At 69.8% G+C, this 18176-nt stretch carries 14 protein-coding genes, 1 tRNA gene and 1 pseudogene; 9 read left to right on the forward strand and 7 right to left on the reverse strand.

Annotated features, from left to right (window positions below; genetic code table 11):
* The first annotated feature begins 96 nt into the window (after positions 1 to 96).
* Positions 97 to 795: a hypothetical protein gene (locus tag ACWEO5_RS00315; protein WP_452158643.1), complete on the forward strand. Its 699-nt coding sequence runs from the start codon at positions 97 to 99 to the stop codon at positions 793 to 795.
* A gap of 215 nt (positions 796 to 1010) precedes the next feature.
* Positions 1011 to 1808, forward strand: a complete 798-nt coding sequence (locus tag ACWEO5_RS00320; protein ID WP_452158645.1) for a phosphoadenosine phosphosulfate reductase — start codon at positions 1011 to 1013, stop codon at positions 1806 to 1808.
* A gap of 108 nt (positions 1809 to 1916) precedes the next feature.
* Here ACWEO5_RS00320 and ACWEO5_RS00325 read toward each other — a convergent pair whose 3' ends face one another.
* Both ACWEO5_RS00325 and ACWEO5_RS00330 read right to left on the reverse strand, forming a co-directional pair.
* Positions 1917 to 3116 (reverse strand): hypothetical protein, encoded by a 1200-nt coding sequence (locus ACWEO5_RS00325; protein WP_452158647.1) that lies wholly within the window; start codon positions 3114 to 3116, stop codon positions 1917 to 1919.
* 829 nt (positions 3117 to 3945) lie between these two features.
* Positions 3946 to 4019: transfer RNA gene (locus ACWEO5_RS00330), tRNA-Gly, on the reverse strand.
* 157 nt (positions 4020 to 4176) lie between these two features.
* Here ACWEO5_RS00330 and ACWEO5_RS00335 point away from each other — a divergent pair.
* On the forward strand, positions 4177 to 4398 hold the full coding sequence (locus ACWEO5_RS00335; RefSeq protein WP_344549707.1) for a hypothetical protein: 222 nt from the start codon (positions 4177 to 4179) through the stop codon (positions 4396 to 4398).
* Positions 4399 to 4468: 70 nt separating this feature from the next.
* Entirely contained in the window at positions 4469 to 5044 is a 576-nt protein-coding gene (gene dcd, locus ACWEO5_RS00340) for a dCTP deaminase (protein WP_033250362.1), read from the forward strand.
* Positions 5045 to 5113: 69 nt separating this feature from the next.
* On the opposite strand, the gene ACWEO5_RS00345 is transcribed toward dcd, so the two are convergent.
* From ACWEO5_RS00345 to ACWEO5_RS00365, 5 genes and pseudogenes are all read right to left on the reverse strand, one after another.
* A complete protein-coding gene (locus tag ACWEO5_RS00345; RefSeq protein ID WP_452158649.1) occupies positions 5114 to 6007 on the reverse strand; it encodes a metal-dependent hydrolase in 894 nt (297 codons plus the stop codon).
* A gap of 97 nt (positions 6008 to 6104) precedes the next feature.
* Positions 6105 to 7118, reverse strand: a complete 1014-nt coding sequence (locus ACWEO5_RS00350) for a YIP1 family protein (protein WP_452158651.1) — start codon at positions 7116 to 7118, stop codon at positions 6105 to 6107.
* A gap of 191 nt (positions 7119 to 7309) precedes the next feature.
* Positions 7310 to 8383: pseudogene (locus tag ACWEO5_RS00355) on the reverse strand (sugar phosphate nucleotidyltransferase); the annotation flags it as partial.
* A 200-nt stretch (positions 8384 to 8583) separates the two neighbouring features.
* The gene (locus ACWEO5_RS00360) at positions 8584 to 9504 is read right to left on the reverse strand and encodes a LamG domain-containing protein (protein WP_452158653.1); all 921 of its coding nucleotides are present in this window, start codon (positions 9502 to 9504) and stop codon (positions 8584 to 8586) included.
* A gap of 181 nt (positions 9505 to 9685) precedes the next feature.
* Positions 9686 to 11899, reverse strand: coding sequence for a (Fe-S)-binding protein (locus ACWEO5_RS00365; RefSeq protein ID WP_452158655.1), 2214 nt, complete (start codon positions 11897 to 11899; stop codon positions 9686 to 9688).
* A gap of 303 nt (positions 11900 to 12202) precedes the next feature.
* Between ACWEO5_RS00365 and dnaK the strand changes: the two genes are divergently transcribed.
* From dnaK to ACWEO5_RS00390, 5 genes are all read left to right on the forward strand, one after another.
* Entirely contained in the window at positions 12203 to 14050 is a 1848-nt protein-coding gene (dnaK, locus tag ACWEO5_RS00370) for a molecular chaperone DnaK (protein ID WP_344549713.1), read from the forward strand.
* Positions 14047 to 14637, forward strand: a complete 591-nt coding sequence (grpE, locus tag ACWEO5_RS00375; protein ID WP_030457529.1) for a nucleotide exchange factor GrpE — start codon at positions 14047 to 14049, stop codon at positions 14635 to 14637. Before dnaK ends, grpE begins: the two co-directional genes overlap by 4 nt.
* 136 nt (positions 14638 to 14773) lie before the next feature.
* Positions 14774 to 15922: a molecular chaperone DnaJ gene (gene dnaJ, locus ACWEO5_RS00380; protein WP_452158658.1), complete on the forward strand. Its 1149-nt coding sequence runs from the start codon at positions 14774 to 14776 to the stop codon at positions 15920 to 15922.
* A gap of 7 nt (positions 15923 to 15929) precedes the next feature.
* Positions 15930 to 16460, forward strand: coding sequence for a heat shock protein transcriptional repressor HspR (locus ACWEO5_RS00385; protein WP_452158660.1), 531 nt, complete (start codon positions 15930 to 15932; stop codon positions 16458 to 16460).
* Between the two features lie 192 nt (positions 16461 to 16652).
* Positions 16653 to 17729, forward strand: coding sequence for a hypothetical protein (locus tag ACWEO5_RS00390; protein WP_452158663.1), 1077 nt, complete (start codon positions 16653 to 16655; stop codon positions 17727 to 17729).
* Positions 17730 to 18176: the final 447 nt, after the last annotated feature.

Below are 18176 nucleotides of genomic sequence, written 5' to 3' on the forward strand. Positions count from 1 at the left end.
AGTCGGACGGCGCGGCCAAGGTCGCACCGCCCGGCTCCTGCCGACCCTGGGCTCGAGCACAGCACCCAGTGCGAAGTCGAGCAGCACGGTATCTTGATGCTGCCCGCACCGGGCTCGATCGTGGCGCGTACGGCGGAGAAGGCACAAGACATGGCAGCAGTACGGATTCCGTATCTGCTGGGGCATGGCGAGATCGCCGATCTCTTCGGGATCAAGCGCCAGACATCTGCGAAGTGGCACGTCGACGGCACACTGAGCACGCCGGACCTTGTCGCCTCGGGCAACCCGTACTGGCTGCTGGACACCATCCTCGACCTGGACGGGCACGCCGGCCGACACGTCACCGAAGAGCGTCTGCGACAGTACGAGGCGAAGATCCCCGGTGGATACCGCCTCGAGAGCCGTGAGCTCCTCCCCGCCATCGTAGGAATCCAGGAAGTCGCCCGGATTCTCGGCACCGACCAGCAGACAGTGTCCCGGTGGCGACACCGCAAGCGGATCGTCGAGGCCGATCTCGTGCTCTCCCGTTCTCCCCTTTGGTTGCTCAACACCATTACGGCGGACGCCGCTGAGCGAGAACGCGGCCTTGTGGCGGAAGAGATCGAGCGGGTGGAGGCTGGCGAGCACGCCCCGCAGAAGCCACGGGGCCGCAAGGCGACCGGCCAGCCGAAGCCACCCAAGAAGCCGCTACCCGAAGCGCAGACATTCTCCAGCACCGAGCAGGAGGAAGCGGCCGCCTTCATCGCCGAGGTGCTGTCCGAGGGACACGCCGCGGTCATCCGGCCGAAGCGGTAGACGCTCCACGCCCACCACGCGCTCGCCATGCTCTCGCGCGCCTGCACTCACGCCCATTTGAGAGAAACAGTTGATAACTGAGATTCTATCCATAGAATCTCCCACATCTAAACCAACTCTCACCAGAGGGCTCCATGTCACGCGACACCTGCGCCACCACGGCGCCCCTTCACCGGCAGAGTGCTGTCCACACCCTGTGGACGGGAGGTCGGCCCGTGAGAGCGATCTCCTACGGCGGAGGAGTCCAGTCCACGGCGCTCCTCGTTCTCGCCGCCAAACGCGAAATCGACTACACCACGTTCCTGTTCGCCAACGTCGGCGACGACAGCGAGCGCCCGGCGACTCTCGCCTACATCCACGAAGTCGCTGCGCCCTTCGCGGCCAACGCCGGACTCGAACTGCACCGGCTCCGGCGCACACGACGCGACGGCACCACCGAGACCCTCATGGAGAGACTGACCAGGCCGGGCATCCGCTCCATCCCCATCCCCGTACGGATGGCGAACGGGGCACCCGGGCGAAGGTCTTGCACCACGGACTTCAAGATCAAGGTGATCGGACGGTGGCTCCGGCAGCACGGGGCGAGTGCCGATGCTCCGGCCACCGTCGGGATCGGCATCTCCATCGACGAGATCCACCGGGCGAACCGGCGCCGAAGCGAACCGTACGAGCAGATCGAGTACCCGCTGCTCGACCTTCGCCTGCGCCGCAACGACTGCGAGGAGATCATCAAGGACGCCGGCCTCCCCGTACCGCCGAAGAGCTCGTGCTTCTTCTGCCCTTTTCGTACCGTTGACGCATGGCGTCGGCAGCGACAGGCAGAACCAGAGCTCTTCGCCCGGGCAGTGGCGCTCGAGAAAACCGTGAACGGCCGACGCGCAGACCTCGGCCGCGACCCGGTCTACCTCACCCGATACGGCAAACCGCTGGCGGAGGCCATCCCTTTCGAGCATGAGGTCCCGACCGAGGAGGCTGAGGACAGCGGGTGCGACTCCGGCTGGTGCATGACCTGAGTCGTCGCCGCCCATCCACAGGCCTGGAGGCAATAGGCCGTAGGGTGAGCGCCACCACAGATGTGGCGCTCACCCTACGCGGCGGTTGTTGGCGGGACACGGCGGCTCTCAGCGGCGGAAGCCGCGCCGGGAATTGCGGGGCGTCACGTTCTGGAACGGTTCGAACCAGGCCGCTGCGCGCTGGTCGCCGATGCCGAGCCGCTGGTTGACCTCGGTGTCGGGTTCTTCGATGCCGTCGTGCCGGGGGCTGTAGAGCATGAGGAAGTCGGTGTCCTGGAAGAAGATCTCCCCGCACATGTCGAAGTCGTAGTCGTCTCGGTGAATGGGCAGGTCCTGGTGCGAGGTCCGCTCGTACTCCTCGACCTCGTCGAGATAGTCGGGTGCTTCGCGCAACGCCAGGTGAAGAGCGACTTCTTCGGCCGTGCAGGTAGGCTCCGGCCACTTGCCCTGTTCGAGATCGCCGGCGAGGTCGTCGACGGCCCGCGCCATCCGGCGGCGCCACTGGAGATCGGCCGCGAAGGTGAGCGGCGGCAAAGCTGTGAAGAACTCCCACCCGTCCTTGGCCTCCTGATGGCCCAGCGGCCGGTCGCCAAGCTCTTCGGCGTGGTCGTATGCCTGGTCGGCGAGAACGGACAGTGCCGTGTGCAGCAGGTCCGCGGTACGGGGGGTGAGTCGCCACCGGCAAGCCTTCTCCTCGCACTCCAGGTCCTCGCAGTGCAGGGGCTCGACGGCGAACAGCGTCGCGAAGGCCGGGCGCTCCTCGTACTCCTCGACCGCGGCACTTGGCTCCGTCTCCGTGGCGGTGGCGCGCCAGCCAGTACCGAAGTCGGCGACCACTGGTGTCGTGCTCCAGTCGGCCAGTTCGTCCCCGCGGTCGGTGAGGAGGAAATCCGCCGAGCTCTGGTCGCTGATGTTGTCGGCCCCCTTGACCTCGTGGCCGTCGCCGGCAAGCGACATCACCGCTCCAACGATGTCCTTCGGGTCCACATCGTCCAACTCGTCCGCGGGCAGAGGCGTCCACCCCAAGGCGGTGGCGGCTTTGAGGAGCGCGTCCTCGTCGTAGACGTGGTACTCACGCAGTATCGCGACCTGGACGACCGGACCGGCCAGATCGGACAGTCGAGCGTCTGGCGGCGTACGGACATCCTGCTCGGCCATCGTGTCGTCGTCACCGTCGCCCGCTTCGCTGAACAGATCGGCCGACTGGGAAAGGAGAGAGCCCTCGGCAGCCGTCCAGGTGCCGGCGAGGGCCTGAGCAACGGCTTGGCGCAACGAGGCAGCGGGGGCGTCCGGCAGTTGTTCGCACAACCGGTCCACGGCGGCCGTGCGCCACGTCTGCGGCGTCGCGGCAAGGGCCCACTGGAGAAGCTGGGCTGCGTGGTGGGCGAGGACCGGCTGGCGGCAGGTCAGGACTGCTTGGAGAGACGCAGGTCCCTCGGGGTGGTCGACAAGGACGAGGACACGGCTCTTGGCTGCAGTGTGCTCGCACAGGAACTTGCGTGGGACAGCCGATATGGCAGGACGAGACAACGGAAGACTCCGAAAGTAGAGGTGCGGGCCCACGGGCCCGCAATAGGGGGAATTCCGCTGGTGGGCGCGTTACGGACGCAGCCCCCGGACGGTGAAGCAAGCGATCGGCAGGCTGGTTCCCCCGGTACTACCGGCGGCCCGGACCTGGTACTGCCCGATACCGTACCCGACCGGAGCCGAACTCGTCCTGGAGAACATGAGCTCGGAAGCTCATGTCTCCCGATCGGCGACAGAGGCCCCAGGACACAGGATCCACCGTCCTCGGCAACCCCCTGAGCTACTCGTGCGCTACTCGTGCGCAACTAACGACCAGGACTCGATAGCCCGTCCTCCCGGGACCGGATCAGGGCTCGCACGGAGACGTGCATGCATCGACGAGACCCACGAAGATATCGGAGGATCAAATCAAGTCCCCATCCAGAAGCGGTACTTGACCGAGCCGTAGGACCGTCCCAGAAGCCCGCTACGCCTCAACTCCGCGGGCCCCCGACGCCGCTGCCTGCCCGTACCCCAGCAGAGAACGAGAAAAACCAAGCTCAGAGCCTAAACCCCCGAATTGGTCTAGACAACAAGCAAGCCCCAGGCCTCTGACCTGGGGCTTTACTGCTGGAGCGGGTGACGAGAATCGAACTCGCGCTCTAAGCTTGGGAAGCTCATGTTCTACCATTAAACTACACCCGCATCTGACGGCCCGTCAGTGACGGCCCGATCAAGGACCACTGTACCCCATGGTGCGGGGTGCCGAGCGCAGGGTTTCCGGTGGCGGCGTGCCAGGGTGGGTGGTGTCCGGTAGATCCCCTAATGTGACGCTGTCGGCGGAAGTGTGGGAAGGGGACCGATGGAGCAGCGCACCGTGGTTCGTTGTGCCGAGGGGCACGTGTTCAGTACGACCGCGTTCCCGATGCAGCACCTGCAGTCGGGTCGGCTGGGGCCGGGGCGGTTGTTGCGGTGTCCCCGGTGCGGGCGGTTGCGGAGTTCGGTGCCGGCGGACGTCTCGCAGTTGTCGGCGGACGAACTGGCGCGCGGGCTGCGGCTGGTGGCCGTGGAGTCGCTGGCGTAGCCGGGCACCGGGAGCGGTCCGCGGGGCGGGCGCTTTTGGGCGTCCGCCCCGTGGCACGTACGCTCGGGGCGTGCTGCTCTCCGACAACGACATCCGTGCCGAGATCGACAAGGGGCGGGTCGTGATCGACCCGTTCGAGCCCTCGATGGTCCAGCCGTCGAGCATCGACGTCCGACTGGACCGGTTCTTCCGGGTCTTCGAGAACCACCGCTACCCGCACATCGACCCCTCCGAGGAACAGCCGGACCTGACCCGGCTGGTCGAGCCGGAGGGCGACGAGGCGTTCATCCTGCACCCGGGCGAGTTCGTGCTGGCGTCCACCTACGAGGTGATCACGCTGCCGGACGACGTGGCCTCGCGGCTGGAGGGCAAGTCGAGCCTGGGCCGGCTCGGGCTGCTGACGCACTCGACGGCGGGTTTCATCGATCCGGGCTTCAGCGGGCACGTGACGCTGGAGCTGTCGAACGTGGCGACGCTGCCGATCAAGCTGTACCCGGGGATGAAGATCGGGCAGCTGTGCCTGTTCCGGCTGTCCTCGCCGTCCGAGCACCCGTACGGCTCGGAGCGCTACGGCTCGCGCTACCAGGGGCAGCGCGGCCCGACGGCGTCCCGCTCGCACCTGAACTTCCACCGCACCCAGGTCTGACCGGGTCGCGCGCGACCAGGGCCGGTCCCGGCCGAACCGGGGCCAGCCCTCCGTGCGTTCCGGGGGGTGTCAGCCGCGGACGGGGGTGGTGACGGCGACGAGTTCGGTGCCGTCCGCGGTGAGGGTGAGCGTGCTGCGCAGGCCGGTGAGTTCGCCGAGGTGGTGCAGGTGGGTGCCGCCGCAGGCGATGTCGGCGGGGCCCTCCGGGAGGTCGGTGCGCCAGCGGCGGCGGGCGGTGAGCTCCGGGCCGGGGGTGTCGATCCGGACCGGGGCGTCGGCGGCGACCCAGGCGGCGAGGCGGGCGTTGACGTCCGCGGTGAGCGCGGGGAGGGCCCCGGCGAGGTCCGGGAGGGTGTCGGTGGCCTCGGTGGTGAAGCCCTTCTTCTTCAGGGACTTGCCGATCCGGTAGGTGTCGGTGCTGGCGGTGGTGTCCATCACCGAGCCGGCCATCGCGAGGCTGTCGAAGTCGGGGTGGCCGAGGGCGTCGGCGCGGCCCGGGTCCTTGCGCCAGCGCGGGGCGAGCGCGGCGTTCAGGGCGAGGGCGAGCAGGTGGCAGCCGGTGTGCGCGGCGGAGAGGGCGGCGCGGCGGTCGGCGTCGACGGCGAGGTGCGCGGTGCGTCCGACCGCCTCGGGCCCGAGCGCCCCGGCGGGCAGCACGTGCAGCACCAGCCAGGCCCAGTCCTCGTCGCCGCGCCGGACCGGGATGTCGGCGCCGACCGTGAACTCGCCGCCGGGCCCGGTCGCGCCGGTGAGGCAGTCGACGACGGGGTGGGCGGCGCCGTCGACGGTGAGGGTGCCGTGGTCGGCGGGCTGGTCGGGCCAGGTGTGGTCGACGGGGTGGAACGGGGTGGCCGCGGTGACCACCGCGGTGCGGCCGTCGGGCAGGGCGTGCACGGCGAGGACCGGCGACTCCCCGGTCACCGCCCCGGCCGGGAAGCTGACGTGGGTGGTGGGCAGGCTCATGCGCGGGCTCCGGGCGGGTGCGAGGGTGAGGGTGGGCCGGACAGCCCACCCTACAAACCCCCGGCGGACCCCCGGCCGGAGCGGTCCGCGGGCGGCGTCAGCCCAGGGTGGGCAGCTTGATCAGGACGAGCAGCGCCAGCAGTTGGACCGCGGCCGCGCCGGCCGCCTTGCCCCAGGGCAGGTCGTGGATCCGGCGCACCATGATGGTCAGCAGCACCGCGCAGCCCACCCAGGTCGCCCAGCCGACCGCCTGCACGACGGGGTTGCCGACCGGCAGGAAGAGCGCGAGCAGCAGCCGCGGGGCGTCGGTGCTCCAGCTGATCAGCGCGGCCAGGCCGACCGTGGACTGCCAGGGGCCGTCGCCGCCGGACTGCCGGGCCAGCGCGTAGGTGACCGCGGAGAGCACCCCGCCGGCCAGGGTGAAGCCGAGCGCGGCGCCGCCGAGCGACCAGAGCGCGACGGCGAAGGTGGAGTGCACCACCTGGTCGTAGGTGGAGTCGATGGCGAACACGGCGAGCACGCCGTACAGCAGCGACACGCACAGCGCGGGCAGCCACACCTGGTGGTCGCGCATCCGGTCGAAGGTGGCGCTCGGGCTGCGGTAGATCCCGACCAGCAGCTGCCGCCAGGGCAGCCGGGGCCCGCCGCTGTGCGGCGCGGCCTGCCCGCCGGCCCGGTAGACGGCGACGTTGTCCACCGGGGCCCGGTCGTGGCCGCCCTGCTGGTCGTAGCCGCCCTGCTGCTGGTGGCCGCCCTGCTCGTAGCCCCCGTACCCGTCGTCCCCGTACCCGTCCCCGTAGCCGTAGCCGTCGCCGTAGCCGTGACCGCCCCCGGGGCCGTCCTGGCCGCCGTACGGGTACGGCTCGTACGGCTGCTCGCCGTAGGGCTGCTCGCCGAACGCGAAGGCCCGGGTGTGGCCGGGCTGGTCGCCGGGCCCGGACGGCCCGGGGTGGGCGGGGTGCGGGGCGGTGAAGTACTCGGGGGTGCCGGTGGGCGCGCCCGGGTACGGGTCGCCCTGGGGGGCACCCGGTCGGGGTGCGTCCGGTCGGGGTGCCGACCAGCCGTGCCGGGGGTCGGCGCCCCGTCCGTCGTCGTGTCGATTGCCAGCCACGTCTCGACGGTACCCGCAAGGGCTGACCCCCCGTCGGGTGATCATGACGGCGGGGCCGGATTGCAGCCGTCCTGTGACGGTGCGGTCCGGCCCCGCCGAAGGGGTCGTGCTCGGGGTCAGCCGTTGACCCGGGCGCCGGGCGCGTGCACCGCGGCGGCGTTGCTCAGGCCGGCCTCGCAGCCGCCGGGGCCGGCCGACAGGCGCACCGAGCCGAGCGGGAGGCGGGTGCCGCAGGCGATCCGCAGGCCGGTGGGGAGCTCGTTCTCGGCCTCCAGCACGGCGCCGTCGCCGATCACCACGCCGTCCAGCGAGCAGCGCTCACCGATCTCGGCGTAGGCGCCGACGATGGAGTCCTTGATGTACGCACCGGCCTTGATCCGGGCGCCCGGCAGCACGACGCTGCCCTCGACGATGGCGCCGGCGGCGATCTCCGCGTCCTTGCCGACGACGGTGCCGGAGCCCAGCACGGCGGCCGGGTCGACGACCGAGCCGGGCAGCAGCAGGGCCTCGCCGGTGGGGCCGGGGACGGCCGGGGAGTCGACCTTGCCGAGCACCAGGTCGGCCGAGCCGCGGACGAACGCGCCGGGGGTTCCGAGGTCGAGCCAGTACGAGGTGTCGACGACGCCGCGCAGCAGCGCGCCGGTGGCGAGCAGCTCGGGGAAGGTCTCGCGCTCGACCGAGACCTCGCGGCCGGCCGGGATGCGGTCGATGACCGAACGGGTGAAGACGTAGCAGCCCGCGTTGATCTGGTCGGTGACGATCTGCTCGGGGGTCTCGGGCTTCTCCAGGAAGGCCAGCACCCGGCCGTCCTGGTCGGTCGGGACCAGGCCGAAGGCCCGCGGGTCGGCCACCCGGGTGAGGTGCAGGGTGACGTCGGCGCCGGAGTCGCGGTGCCCGTCGCGCAGGGCGGCGATGTCCAGGCCGGAGAGGATGTCGCCGTTGAAGACCAGCACCGGCTCGTCGGGGCCGCAGGTCAGGCCGGAGGCGGCGTTGCGGATCGCGCCGCCGGTGCCCAGCGGCTCCTCCTCGGTGAGGTAGACCAGCTCGATGCCGTACGGGCTGCCGTCCTGGAAGTGGTCGACGAACACGTCGGCGAGGTACGAGGTGGCGAGCACGACCCGGGTGACGCCGGCGGCGGCGGCGCGGGCCAACTGGTGGGCGATGAAGGGAACGCCCGCCACGGGCAGCATCGGCTTCGGCGTGTGGGTGGTCAGCGGGCGGAGTCGGGTGCCCTTGCCGCCGACCAACATGATCGCCTGGGTCATGTGATGTCTCCCATGGTCGAGTTCCGGCGGCCCGGTACGACAGGGTCCGGTGCGCTCGCTCGGTGAACTGGTCGGGGCAGCATGACACGGCCCTCGACGGGACCGGTACTCTCCCCGGTCCCGCCGCATACTCTATTTGCCCGAACAGCGTCCGAGCGCCACTCCCCTGGTCGATCCGGTGTACGAATCGGCGCATCCGGTTACGGCAGGAGCCAGGAATGCTCCGCAGTGGTTCCCGCGGTGGTGCCGCCGGAGCCCTTCAGGGCGTCCACGGCGCCCGCCGGGAGCGCCTGGTCCCAGAGTTGGACGTTCGAGATCGCACCGTCCCAGTAGTCCGTCCACTTGGACTTGTAGCGGACCCGGCCGATCTGCAGGCCGCCGGTGGTGTCCCAGATCCCGCTCACCGCGGTGGTCTGCTGGGGCACGCCGTCGACGTACAGCGTGATCTTCTTCGCGTCCGCGTCGTAGACGCCGGTGAGCAGGGTCCACTGCCCGGTGGTGGCGCGGGTGGTGCTGAACGCCTGGAAGGTGGTGGTGTCCTGGGCCCCGGCGGCGCTCTGCACCTTGAACACCCACTGGTTGCGGGTGCCCCAGTAGTCGCGGCCGAGGTAGAACGAGTAGTAGGTGTCGGTGCCCTGGGTGACGACGGCGCGCCCGCCGGTCGGGGCGTTGTTGCGGACCACCGCGGACACCGTGAACGAGCGGGTGGTGTCGACCACCGGGGCCTGGCTGTCCGCCCAGCCGGTGGCGGTGCCGTGCAGCACCAGGGTCGGCCCGTCGTGGCCCTCGGTCCGGCCGATCGTGGTGCTGCCGCCCAGCACCATCCCGGGCAGCGTGGCGGGGGCACCGGTGGCCTTGCCGCCGCTCTCCCGGGGCGCGGACGCGGTGGCGCCGGGCCCGACCCGGTCGTCCCCGGAGGAACGGGTCAGCACCAGGGCGCCGGCCACCAGGCCGCCGATCACGGCGACGGCCAGCGCGCCGCCGCCGATCCGCAGCAGGCGGCGGCGCCGCACCTCCTGCTCCCGGGCCTCGGCGAGCGCCGCCCAGTCGGGCGTCGCGCTGCTCACCGGCGGCAGGTGCACGGGCCCGCCGGGCCCCGGTCTTCCCCCGTCAGCACTCATGCGGCCGATGCTAGGACATCGTCCCCGCGCTGGATACGGCCGGATCCGTCCCGAACCGCCCGGGGGCCTTCCCGGAACCTTCCCGGAACCTCCCCGGGGCCTCCCCGGGCGCCCGGCCGCCCGCACGCGCCGGGACCCCGGCGCCGCAACGGGCGTCCGGGGTCCGGGAGCTGAGCGGGGGTCAGGCCTCGACCGGCTCCGCCTCGGCGGCCGGGGCGGCCTTGACCGACTCCAGCAGCAGCTGGGCGACGTCGACGACCTTCAGGTGCTCCTTGGCCGCGCCTTCGTTCTTCTTGCCGTTGACCGAGTCGGAGAGCATCACCAGGCAGAACGGGCAGGCGGTGGAGACGATGTCGGGGTTCAGCGACAACGCCTCGTCGACCCGCTCGGTGTTGATCCGCTTGCCGATCCGCTCCTCCATCCACATCCGGGCGCCGCCGGCGCCGCAGCAGAAGCCGCGCTCCTTGTGCCGGTGCATCTCCTCGCTGCGCAGGCCGGGCACCTTGCCGATGATCTCGCGCGGCGGGGTGTAGACCTTGTTGTGCCGGCCGAGGTAGCACGGGTCGTGGTAGGTGATCAGGCCCTCCACCGGGTTGACCGGCAGCAGCTTGCCCTCGTCGATCAGGTGCTGGAGCAGCTGGGTGTGGTGGATGACCTCGAAGTGGCCGCCGAGCTGCGGGTACTCGTTGGCGATGGTGTTGAAGCAGTGCGGGCAGGTGGCCACGATCCGCTTGGTGGGTGCGTCCTCCAGCGCGGCGTTCAGGGTCTCGACGTTCTGCGCGCCGAGCATCTGGAACAGGAACTCGTTGCCCAGGCGGCGCGGGGAGTCACCGGTGCAGGTCTCCTCCTTGCCGAGGATCGCGAACTTCACGCCCGCGGTGTGCAGCAGTTCGGCGAACGCCTTGGTGGTCTTCTTGGCCCGGTCCTCCAGCGCGCCGGCGCAGCCGACCCAGTAGAGGTACTCGACCTCGGCGGGGTCGATGTCCTCGCCGATCACCGGCACCTCGATGCCGGTCTCCTTCTTCAGCTCCTTGACCCAGTCGAGCCGCGCCTTGGTGGCCAGGCCCCACGGGTTGCCCTTGTTCTCCAGGTTCTTGAGCATCGTCCCGGCCTCGGTCGGGAAGCTGCTCTCGATCATCACCTGGTAGCGGCGCATGTCGACGATGTGGTCGATGTGCTCGATGTCGACCGGGCACTGCTCGACGCAGGCGCCGCAGGTGGTGCAGGACCACAGCACGTCCGGGTCGATGACGCCGTTCTCTTCCGCGGTGCCGATCAGCGGGCGCTCGGCCTCGGCCAGCGCGGACGCGGGGACGTCGGCGAGCTGCTCGGCGGTGGCCTTCTCCTCGCCCTCCATCGACTTGCCGCCGCCCGCCAGCAGGTACGGGGCCTTGGCGAAGGCGTGCTCGCGCAGGCTCATGATCAGCAGCTTGGGCGACAGCGGCTTGCCGGTGTTCCAGGCCGGGCACTGCGACTGGCAGCGGCCGCACTCGGTGCAGGTGGAGAAGTCGAGGATGCCCTTCCAGGAGAAGTGCTCGACCTGGGAGACGCCGAACACCGCGTCGTCCGCCGGGTCCTCGAAGTCGATCGGGGCGCCGCCGCTGGTCATCGGGCGCAGCGCGCCGAGCGCGGTGCCGCCGTCCTCCGCGCGCTTGAAGTAGATGTTGAAGAACGCCAGGAAGCGGTGCCAGGCGACGCCCATCGAGGGGTTGACGCCGATGGTGATCGCCCAGGCGAAGGAGATGCAGATCTTCAGCATCGCGAACAGGTAGACCAGGTTGACCAGGGTGCCGTGCGCGGTGCCGTGGAAGGCGGCGGCGATCGGGTACGAGACCAGGTAGGCCGGGTCGTAGGAGTCGACGCCTTCGAGGGCGCCCTCCAGGCCGCGCAGCATCATGATGCACAGGCCGATGCCGAGGATCGTGTACTCGACGTAGAACGCCTGCCAGGCGATCGAGCCGGCGAACCGGGACTTGCGGCCGGCCCGGGAGGGCAGGCTGAGCAGGCGGATCACCATCAGGGTGAGGATGCCCAGGGTGGTGAGGGTGCCGATCAGTTCGACGAAGACGTTCCAGGGCAGCCAGTGGCCGATCACCGGGAGCACGAACTCGGCGTCGAAGAGCTGCCCGAAGGCGTTCACCAGGGTGAGCACCAGCGAGAAGAAGCCGACCGCGACGAACCAGTGGGCGACGCCGACGACGCCCCAGCGGTTCATCCGGGTGTGGCCGAGGAACTCCTTGGCCACGGTGGCGGTCCGCTGCGCGGGCCGTCCGAACCGGGTGGTGTCGGCGGCGCCGGTGCGCACCACCTTGTAGATGTGCAGCGCCGCACGGGCGGCGAGCGCGGTGCCGATCACGAAGGTGACCAGCGAGATGACGATCGCTGCTAGCTGCATCGGCTCTCCGTCTCCAGCGGCTTGTTCCCAGTGGTGCCCAGTCCTCCACAGAGTGTACTGGTCGGTAACTTGGAGGGCTGACCCGCCGGACATTACCGCTCGTTAACACTCCACCAGAAGATGTTCAAGGTATGGCGGCAGTCACTAAGCCCAGACTCACCCGCCCGGAGCAGCCGCTCCGACCCGCGCGACATAAGCGCTCAGTAAAGTTGAGCGACACGGACTCAAAGCTGTTGACGCCGTCGGATTAGTCGTGCATCCTTGAGTCCGTACTGCTCAACTTCTTCCCCGGAGGTATTCACGATGGCACGCGCGGTCGGCATCGACCTCGGTACGACGAACTCCGTCGTCAGTGTTCTTGAGGGCGGTGAGCCCACGGTCATCACCAACGCCGAGGGCGCTCGGACCACGCCGTCCGTCGTCGCCTTCGCCAAGAACGGCGAGGTGCTCGTCGGCGAGGTCGCCAAGCGCCAGGCGGTCACCAACGTCGACCGGACCATCCGCTCGGTCAAGCGCCACATGGGCACCGACTGGAAGATCGGCATCGACGGCAAGGACTTCACGCCGCAGCAGATCTCCGCCTTCGTCCTGCAGAAGCTCAAGCGGGACGCCGAGGCGTACCTGGGCGAGACGGTCACCGACGCCGTCATCACCGTCCCGGCGTACTTCAACGACTCCGAGCGCCAGGCCACCAAGGAGGCCGGCGAGATCGCGGGCCTGAACGTCCTGCGCATCGTCAACGAGCCGACCGCGGCCGCCCTGGCCTACGGCCTGGACAAGGACGACCAGACCATCCTGGTCTTCGACCTCGGCGGCGGCACCTTCGACGTGTCGCTGCTGGAGATCGGCGACGGCGTGGTCGAGGTCAAGGCCACCAACGGCGACAACCACCTCGGCGGCGACGACTGGGACCAGCGGGTCGTCGACCACCTGGTGAAGGTCTTCCAGGCCGGCCACGGCGTCGACCTGTCCAAGGACAAGATGGCCGTCCAGCGCCTGCGCGAGGCCGCCGAGAAGGCCAAGATCGAGCTGTCCTCCTCCTCGGAGACCTCGATCAACCTGCCCTACATCACGGCCTCCGCCGAGGGCCCGCTGCACCTGGACGAGAAGCTCAGCCGCTCCCAGTTCCAGCAGCTCACCGCCGACCTGCTGGACCGCTGCAAGGTCCCGTTCCACAACGTGATCAAGGACGCCGGCATCCAGCTGTCCGAGATCGACCACGTGGTCCTGGTCGGCGGCTCGACCCGCATGCCGGCCGTCGCCGAGCTCGTCAAGGAGCTGACCGGCGGCAAGGACGCCAACAAGGGCGTCAACCCGGACGAGGTCGTCGCCATCGGCGCCTCCCTGCAGGCCGGCGTGCTCAAGGGCGAGGTCAAGGACGTCCTGCTGCTCGACGTCACCCCGCTGTCCCTCGGCATCGAGACCAAGGGCGGCATCATGACCAAGCTGATCGAGCGCAACACCACGATCCCGACCAAGCGCTCCGAGATCTTCACCACCGCCGAGGACAACCAGCCCTCCGTGCAGATCCAGGTGTACCAGGGCGAGCGCGAGATCGCGGCGTACAACAAGAAGCTCGGCATGTTCGAGCTGACCGGCCTGCCGCCGGCCCCCCGCGGCCTGCCGCAGATCGAGGTCACCTTCGACATCGACGCCAACGGCATCATGCACGTGGCCGCGAAGGACCTCGGCACCGGCAAGGAGCAGAAGATGACCGTCACCGGCGGCTCCTCGCTGCCGAAGGACGAGGTCAACCGCATGCGCGAGGAGGCCGAGCGCTACGCGGAGGAGGACACCAAGCGCCGCGAGGCCGTCGAGACCCGCAACCAGGGCGAGCAGCTCGTCTACTCGACCGAGAAGTTCATCGCGGACAACGCGGACAAGCTCCCGGCCGACGTCAAGACCGAGGTCGAGACCGCGATCTCCGAGCTCAAGGAAGCCCTCAAGGGCGAGGACATCGCGGCCATCCGCACCGCCACCGAGAAGGTCTCCACCACCGCCCAGAAGCTCGGCGCGGCGCTGTACGCGCAGGCCGACGGCGCGGGCGCGGCGGCCGGTGCGGCCGGTGCCGGCGAGGCGGGCGCCAAGGACGACGACGTGGTCGACGCCGAGATCGTCGACGACGAGAAGCCCAAGGGCGGTGCGGCATGACGGAGAAGCCGCAGGGCGAGCAGCCCGGCGACGACTCCGCCGCCGAGGAGGCCGTGCTCAAGGCAGCCGAGGAGGCCGTCGCGGGCGCCGGTGCCGACGAGCTGGCCGCCGCCAAGCGCGAGGCCGGCGAGCGCACCGCGGACCTGCAGCGGCTCCAGGCCGAGTACCAGAACTACCGCAAGCGGGTCGAGCGCGACCGCTCCACCGTCCGCGAGATCGCCGTCTCCAACATCCTGGAGTCGCTGGTCCCGGTGCTGGACGACATCGGCCGGGCCCGCGAGCACGGCGAGGTGACCGGCGGCTTCAAGTCGGTGGCCGAGTCCCTGGAGACGGTCGTCGCCAAGCTCGGGCTGCAGCAGTTCGGCAAGGAGGGCGAGCCCTTCGACCCGACCATCCACGAGGCGCTGATGCACAGCTACTCGTCGGACGTGACGGAGGACACCTGCGTGCAGATCCTCCAGCCCGGGTACCGGATCGGCGAGCGGATCATCCGCCCGGCGATGGTCGCGGTCGCGGAGCCCCAGCCGGGCACCCAGACCACCGGCGAGCCGGACGGCGACAAGGCTGACGGTTCGTCCGACAGCTGAGTAGAGTCCCCGTGCGCTGCGGAGTCGTACGTCGTCCAGTACGGCGGCCGGCTCCGCAGCGCCGTATCAGGGCACCGCGCCGCGGTGCCGACAGGCAACAGAACTTCGGCTTTCCGGGAGGTGGCGGTCAAAGGCCATGAGCGCTAAGGACTACGTGGAGAAGGACTACTACAAGGTCCTCGGCGTGCCCAAGGACGCCACCGCCGCAGAGATCAAGAAGACCTACCGCAAGCTGGCCCGCGAGTTCCACCCGGACGCCAACAAGGGTGACGCCAAGGCCGAGGAGCGGTTCAAGGACATCTCCGAGGCGTACGACGTGCTCTCCGACGAGAAGCGCCGCAAGGAGTACGACGAGGCCCGCTCGCTGTTCGCGGGCGGCGGCTTCCGGCCCGGCGGGGCGGGCGCGGCCGGCGGCTTCGACTTCGGCGACCTGTTCAACGGCGGGAGCGGCACGGGCGGCGGCGGGATCGGCGACGTGTTCGGCGGCCTGTTCAACCGCGGCGGACGGCAGACCGCCCAGCCGCGGCGCGGCGCGGACGTCGAGACCGAGGTCACGCTGAACTTCGAGGAGGCCGTGGACGGCGCGACCGTGCCGCTGCGGATGACCTCCCAGGCCGCCTGCCGCGCCTGCGCCGGCACCGGCGCCAAGGCCGGCACCACTCCGCGGGTCTGTCCGACCTGCGTCGGCGCGGGCACCGTCAGCCGGGGCCAGGGCGCCTTCGCGCTCTCCGAGCCCTGCCGGGACTGCAAGGGCCGCGGCATGATCGTCGACGACCCCTGCACCGTCTGCCACGGCAGCGGCCGGGCCTCCTCGGCCCGCACCATGCAGGTCCGCATCCCGGCCGGGGTGCAGGACAGCCAGCGGATCAGGCTCAAGGGCAAGGGCGCCCAGGGCGAGCGCGGCGGCCAACCCGGAGACCTGTACGTCACCGTGCACGTCGACCCGCACCCGGTGTTCGGACGCAAGGGCGACAACCTCACGGTCACCGTGCCGGTCAGCTTCCCCGAGGCCGCGCTCGGCGGCACCATCGAGGTGCCGACCCTGAACGGCCCGGCCGTGAAGCTCAAACTGCCGCCCGGCAGCGCGAACGGCCTGACCATGCGGGCCCGCGGCAAGGGCGCCACCCGCAAGGACGGCACTCGCGGCGACCTGCTGGTCACCGTGGAGGTCACGGTGCCCAAGCACGTCGACGGAGACGCGCTGACCGCACTGGAGCAGTACCGCGAGGCCACCGCCTCGGACGACCCGCGAGCCGCCCTGTTCAAGGCGGCGGAGGGAGCGTGAGATCCCGATGAGTCCCCACTCCGACAGTAGTCACGGCGGCGACGGCACCGGCCGGATCGGCCCCGGCCCCGGTCTCGGCGAGGGCCTGCCCGGCGGCGGCCGCCCTCGCGCCGCCGCACCGCCGTACGTCCTCACCGAGGACACCCCGGTCTACGTCATCTCCGTCGCCGCCGAGCTCTCCGGCCTGCACCCGCAGACCCTCCGCCAGTACGACCGCCTCGGCCTGGTCAGCCCCGACCGCACCGCCGGGCGCGGCCGCCGCTACTCCGCCCGGGACATCCAGCAGCTGCGCGAGGTCCAACGCCTCTCCCAGGACGAGGGCATCAACCTGGCCGGCATCAAGCGGATCATCGAACTGGAGAACCAGGTCGCCGCCCTGCAGTCCCGGGTCGGCGAACTCGTCGACGCCCTGGAGGGCGCCGCCGCCACCCTCCAGCAGCGCGAGGCCGCCGTCCACGCCTCCTACCGCCGCGACCTGGTGCCCTACCAGCAGGTCCAGCAGTCCAGCGCGCTGGTGGTGTGGCGGCCCAGGCGCTGAGCGCGACGGCCACGTGGCACCGAGCCGCCGGCACCCCTGTCCATCGGGGGGTGTCGGCGGCTCGCGTGTCCGTGAGAGAGTGCCTCGGACCGCAGTGCCACATATTCCCGGCTCCCGGACCAGGTCGGGCCATAGGATCACCAGAGCGGAAGTCCGCCGATTGATTGCCAGGTCAACGACAAGGGGGTCAGGATGAGCGCCCGGGAGCAGCCAGGACCCGCAGCCTGGCGTGGTGGCAATCTCTCACAAGCCGCCCGCAGCCTCTACCTCCGCGCCATTAACCAGAATTCCGGCACGGTCGACACCCGCGAGGAATCCGATGCCGCCGCCATCGAAGAACTCGCCAGAATCGGACTCCTGGTAGCCGACTCCGACGATCCAGCGGTATTCATCGCGACCGATCCCGCCCAGCTCTCCTCTTCGCTCAGCACCCGGTGGCAGCGCCAAGCACTGGAACTGCTCACGCAGGCGGTCTCCGTGCCGGAAGAATTCGCGGAACTGGCGGAAAAATTCCACGCCCCGGGGCAGAGCGGTGGAGTCGTCGAGTACGTCCGCGGAAAGTCGCTCATCAACCAGCGCGTCCAACAACTCGGCCGGGCCGGGATCAAAGAAGCGCTCGCCATGCAGCCGGGCGGTCCGCGGCCCACGGAGATGCTGACGGCCGGCCTGCAAGAAGACCTGAAGACGGTTCAGGGCGGCACCACGATGAGGACGATCTACCACGCCAGCACCAGGTACCACCAGCCCACCCGCGACTACGTGGCCACGCTCGCGGCGGCCGGCTGGCAGTTCCGGACGCTGGACGAGCCGTACACCAGACTGATCATCCTGGACCGCCGGGTGGCAGTCATCCCCGCCGTGGACGACATGAGCCTGGCCGCGTTCATCCACGACCAGGCGGTCATCGACTTCCTCGTCGAAGAGGTATTCGAACGGAGCTGGGGACGGGCCCTCGAATTCGACGGCGACCGGGCGGTGCCCCAGCAGGTGGTATCGCGGCTCCGGCAGACGATCATCGATCTGCTGCTGTCCGGAACGAACCACCGGGTAATCGCACGCCGACTCGGAATCAGCGAGCGAACGCTGGCGCGGCACATCGCCGAAATGCGGGACGACTACAACGTCGATTCGCTGTTCCAGCTCGGCTATGCGCTCGGCCGCTCCTCGACCCCCTCCCCCGCTCTCGTCCCCACCGGCGACGGCGGAGTGCTTCCGATCTCCCTGGACGAGGAAGAGGGAAACGAACTGGCAAAGGAATGGGAAAGCTAGCGCTCCCCGCTCAGTTCCAGTAAATGTCCATCAACTTCATGGTCATGGACACATCAGACTTCGGAGTGGAGTCGTGGTCGCCCGCCAAAGCACCGCCCCCCAGTACCGCCAGTCCAAAGGCGGCAGGAAGCACTACCCTCGCCACAAACTTGCGTATGCGGGACATCATGGCCACTCTCCGGTTTCCAGTGTCGATTTGATCCGATCACGCCAGTCGACAACCTGCATCATTGTGCCGCACACACCACAGGCTGTCACTCCCCGGTTCCCCAGAGACGTGACATCTCACTGCCAGGCATCCAGATGACACCGCGCAAACCTGGACGTCGGCAGACTCCGCGATGGACGATCAGTTTGCTTCCAATGGTCTCGTCAAGCCGACCACACTTGCCGATGCCCATTCAAGAAGAGATCCACAAAACTCCCGCACTGTCCCACTGAGCAGCC

This window comes from Kitasatospora sp. NPDC004272 (assembly GCF_053603035.1).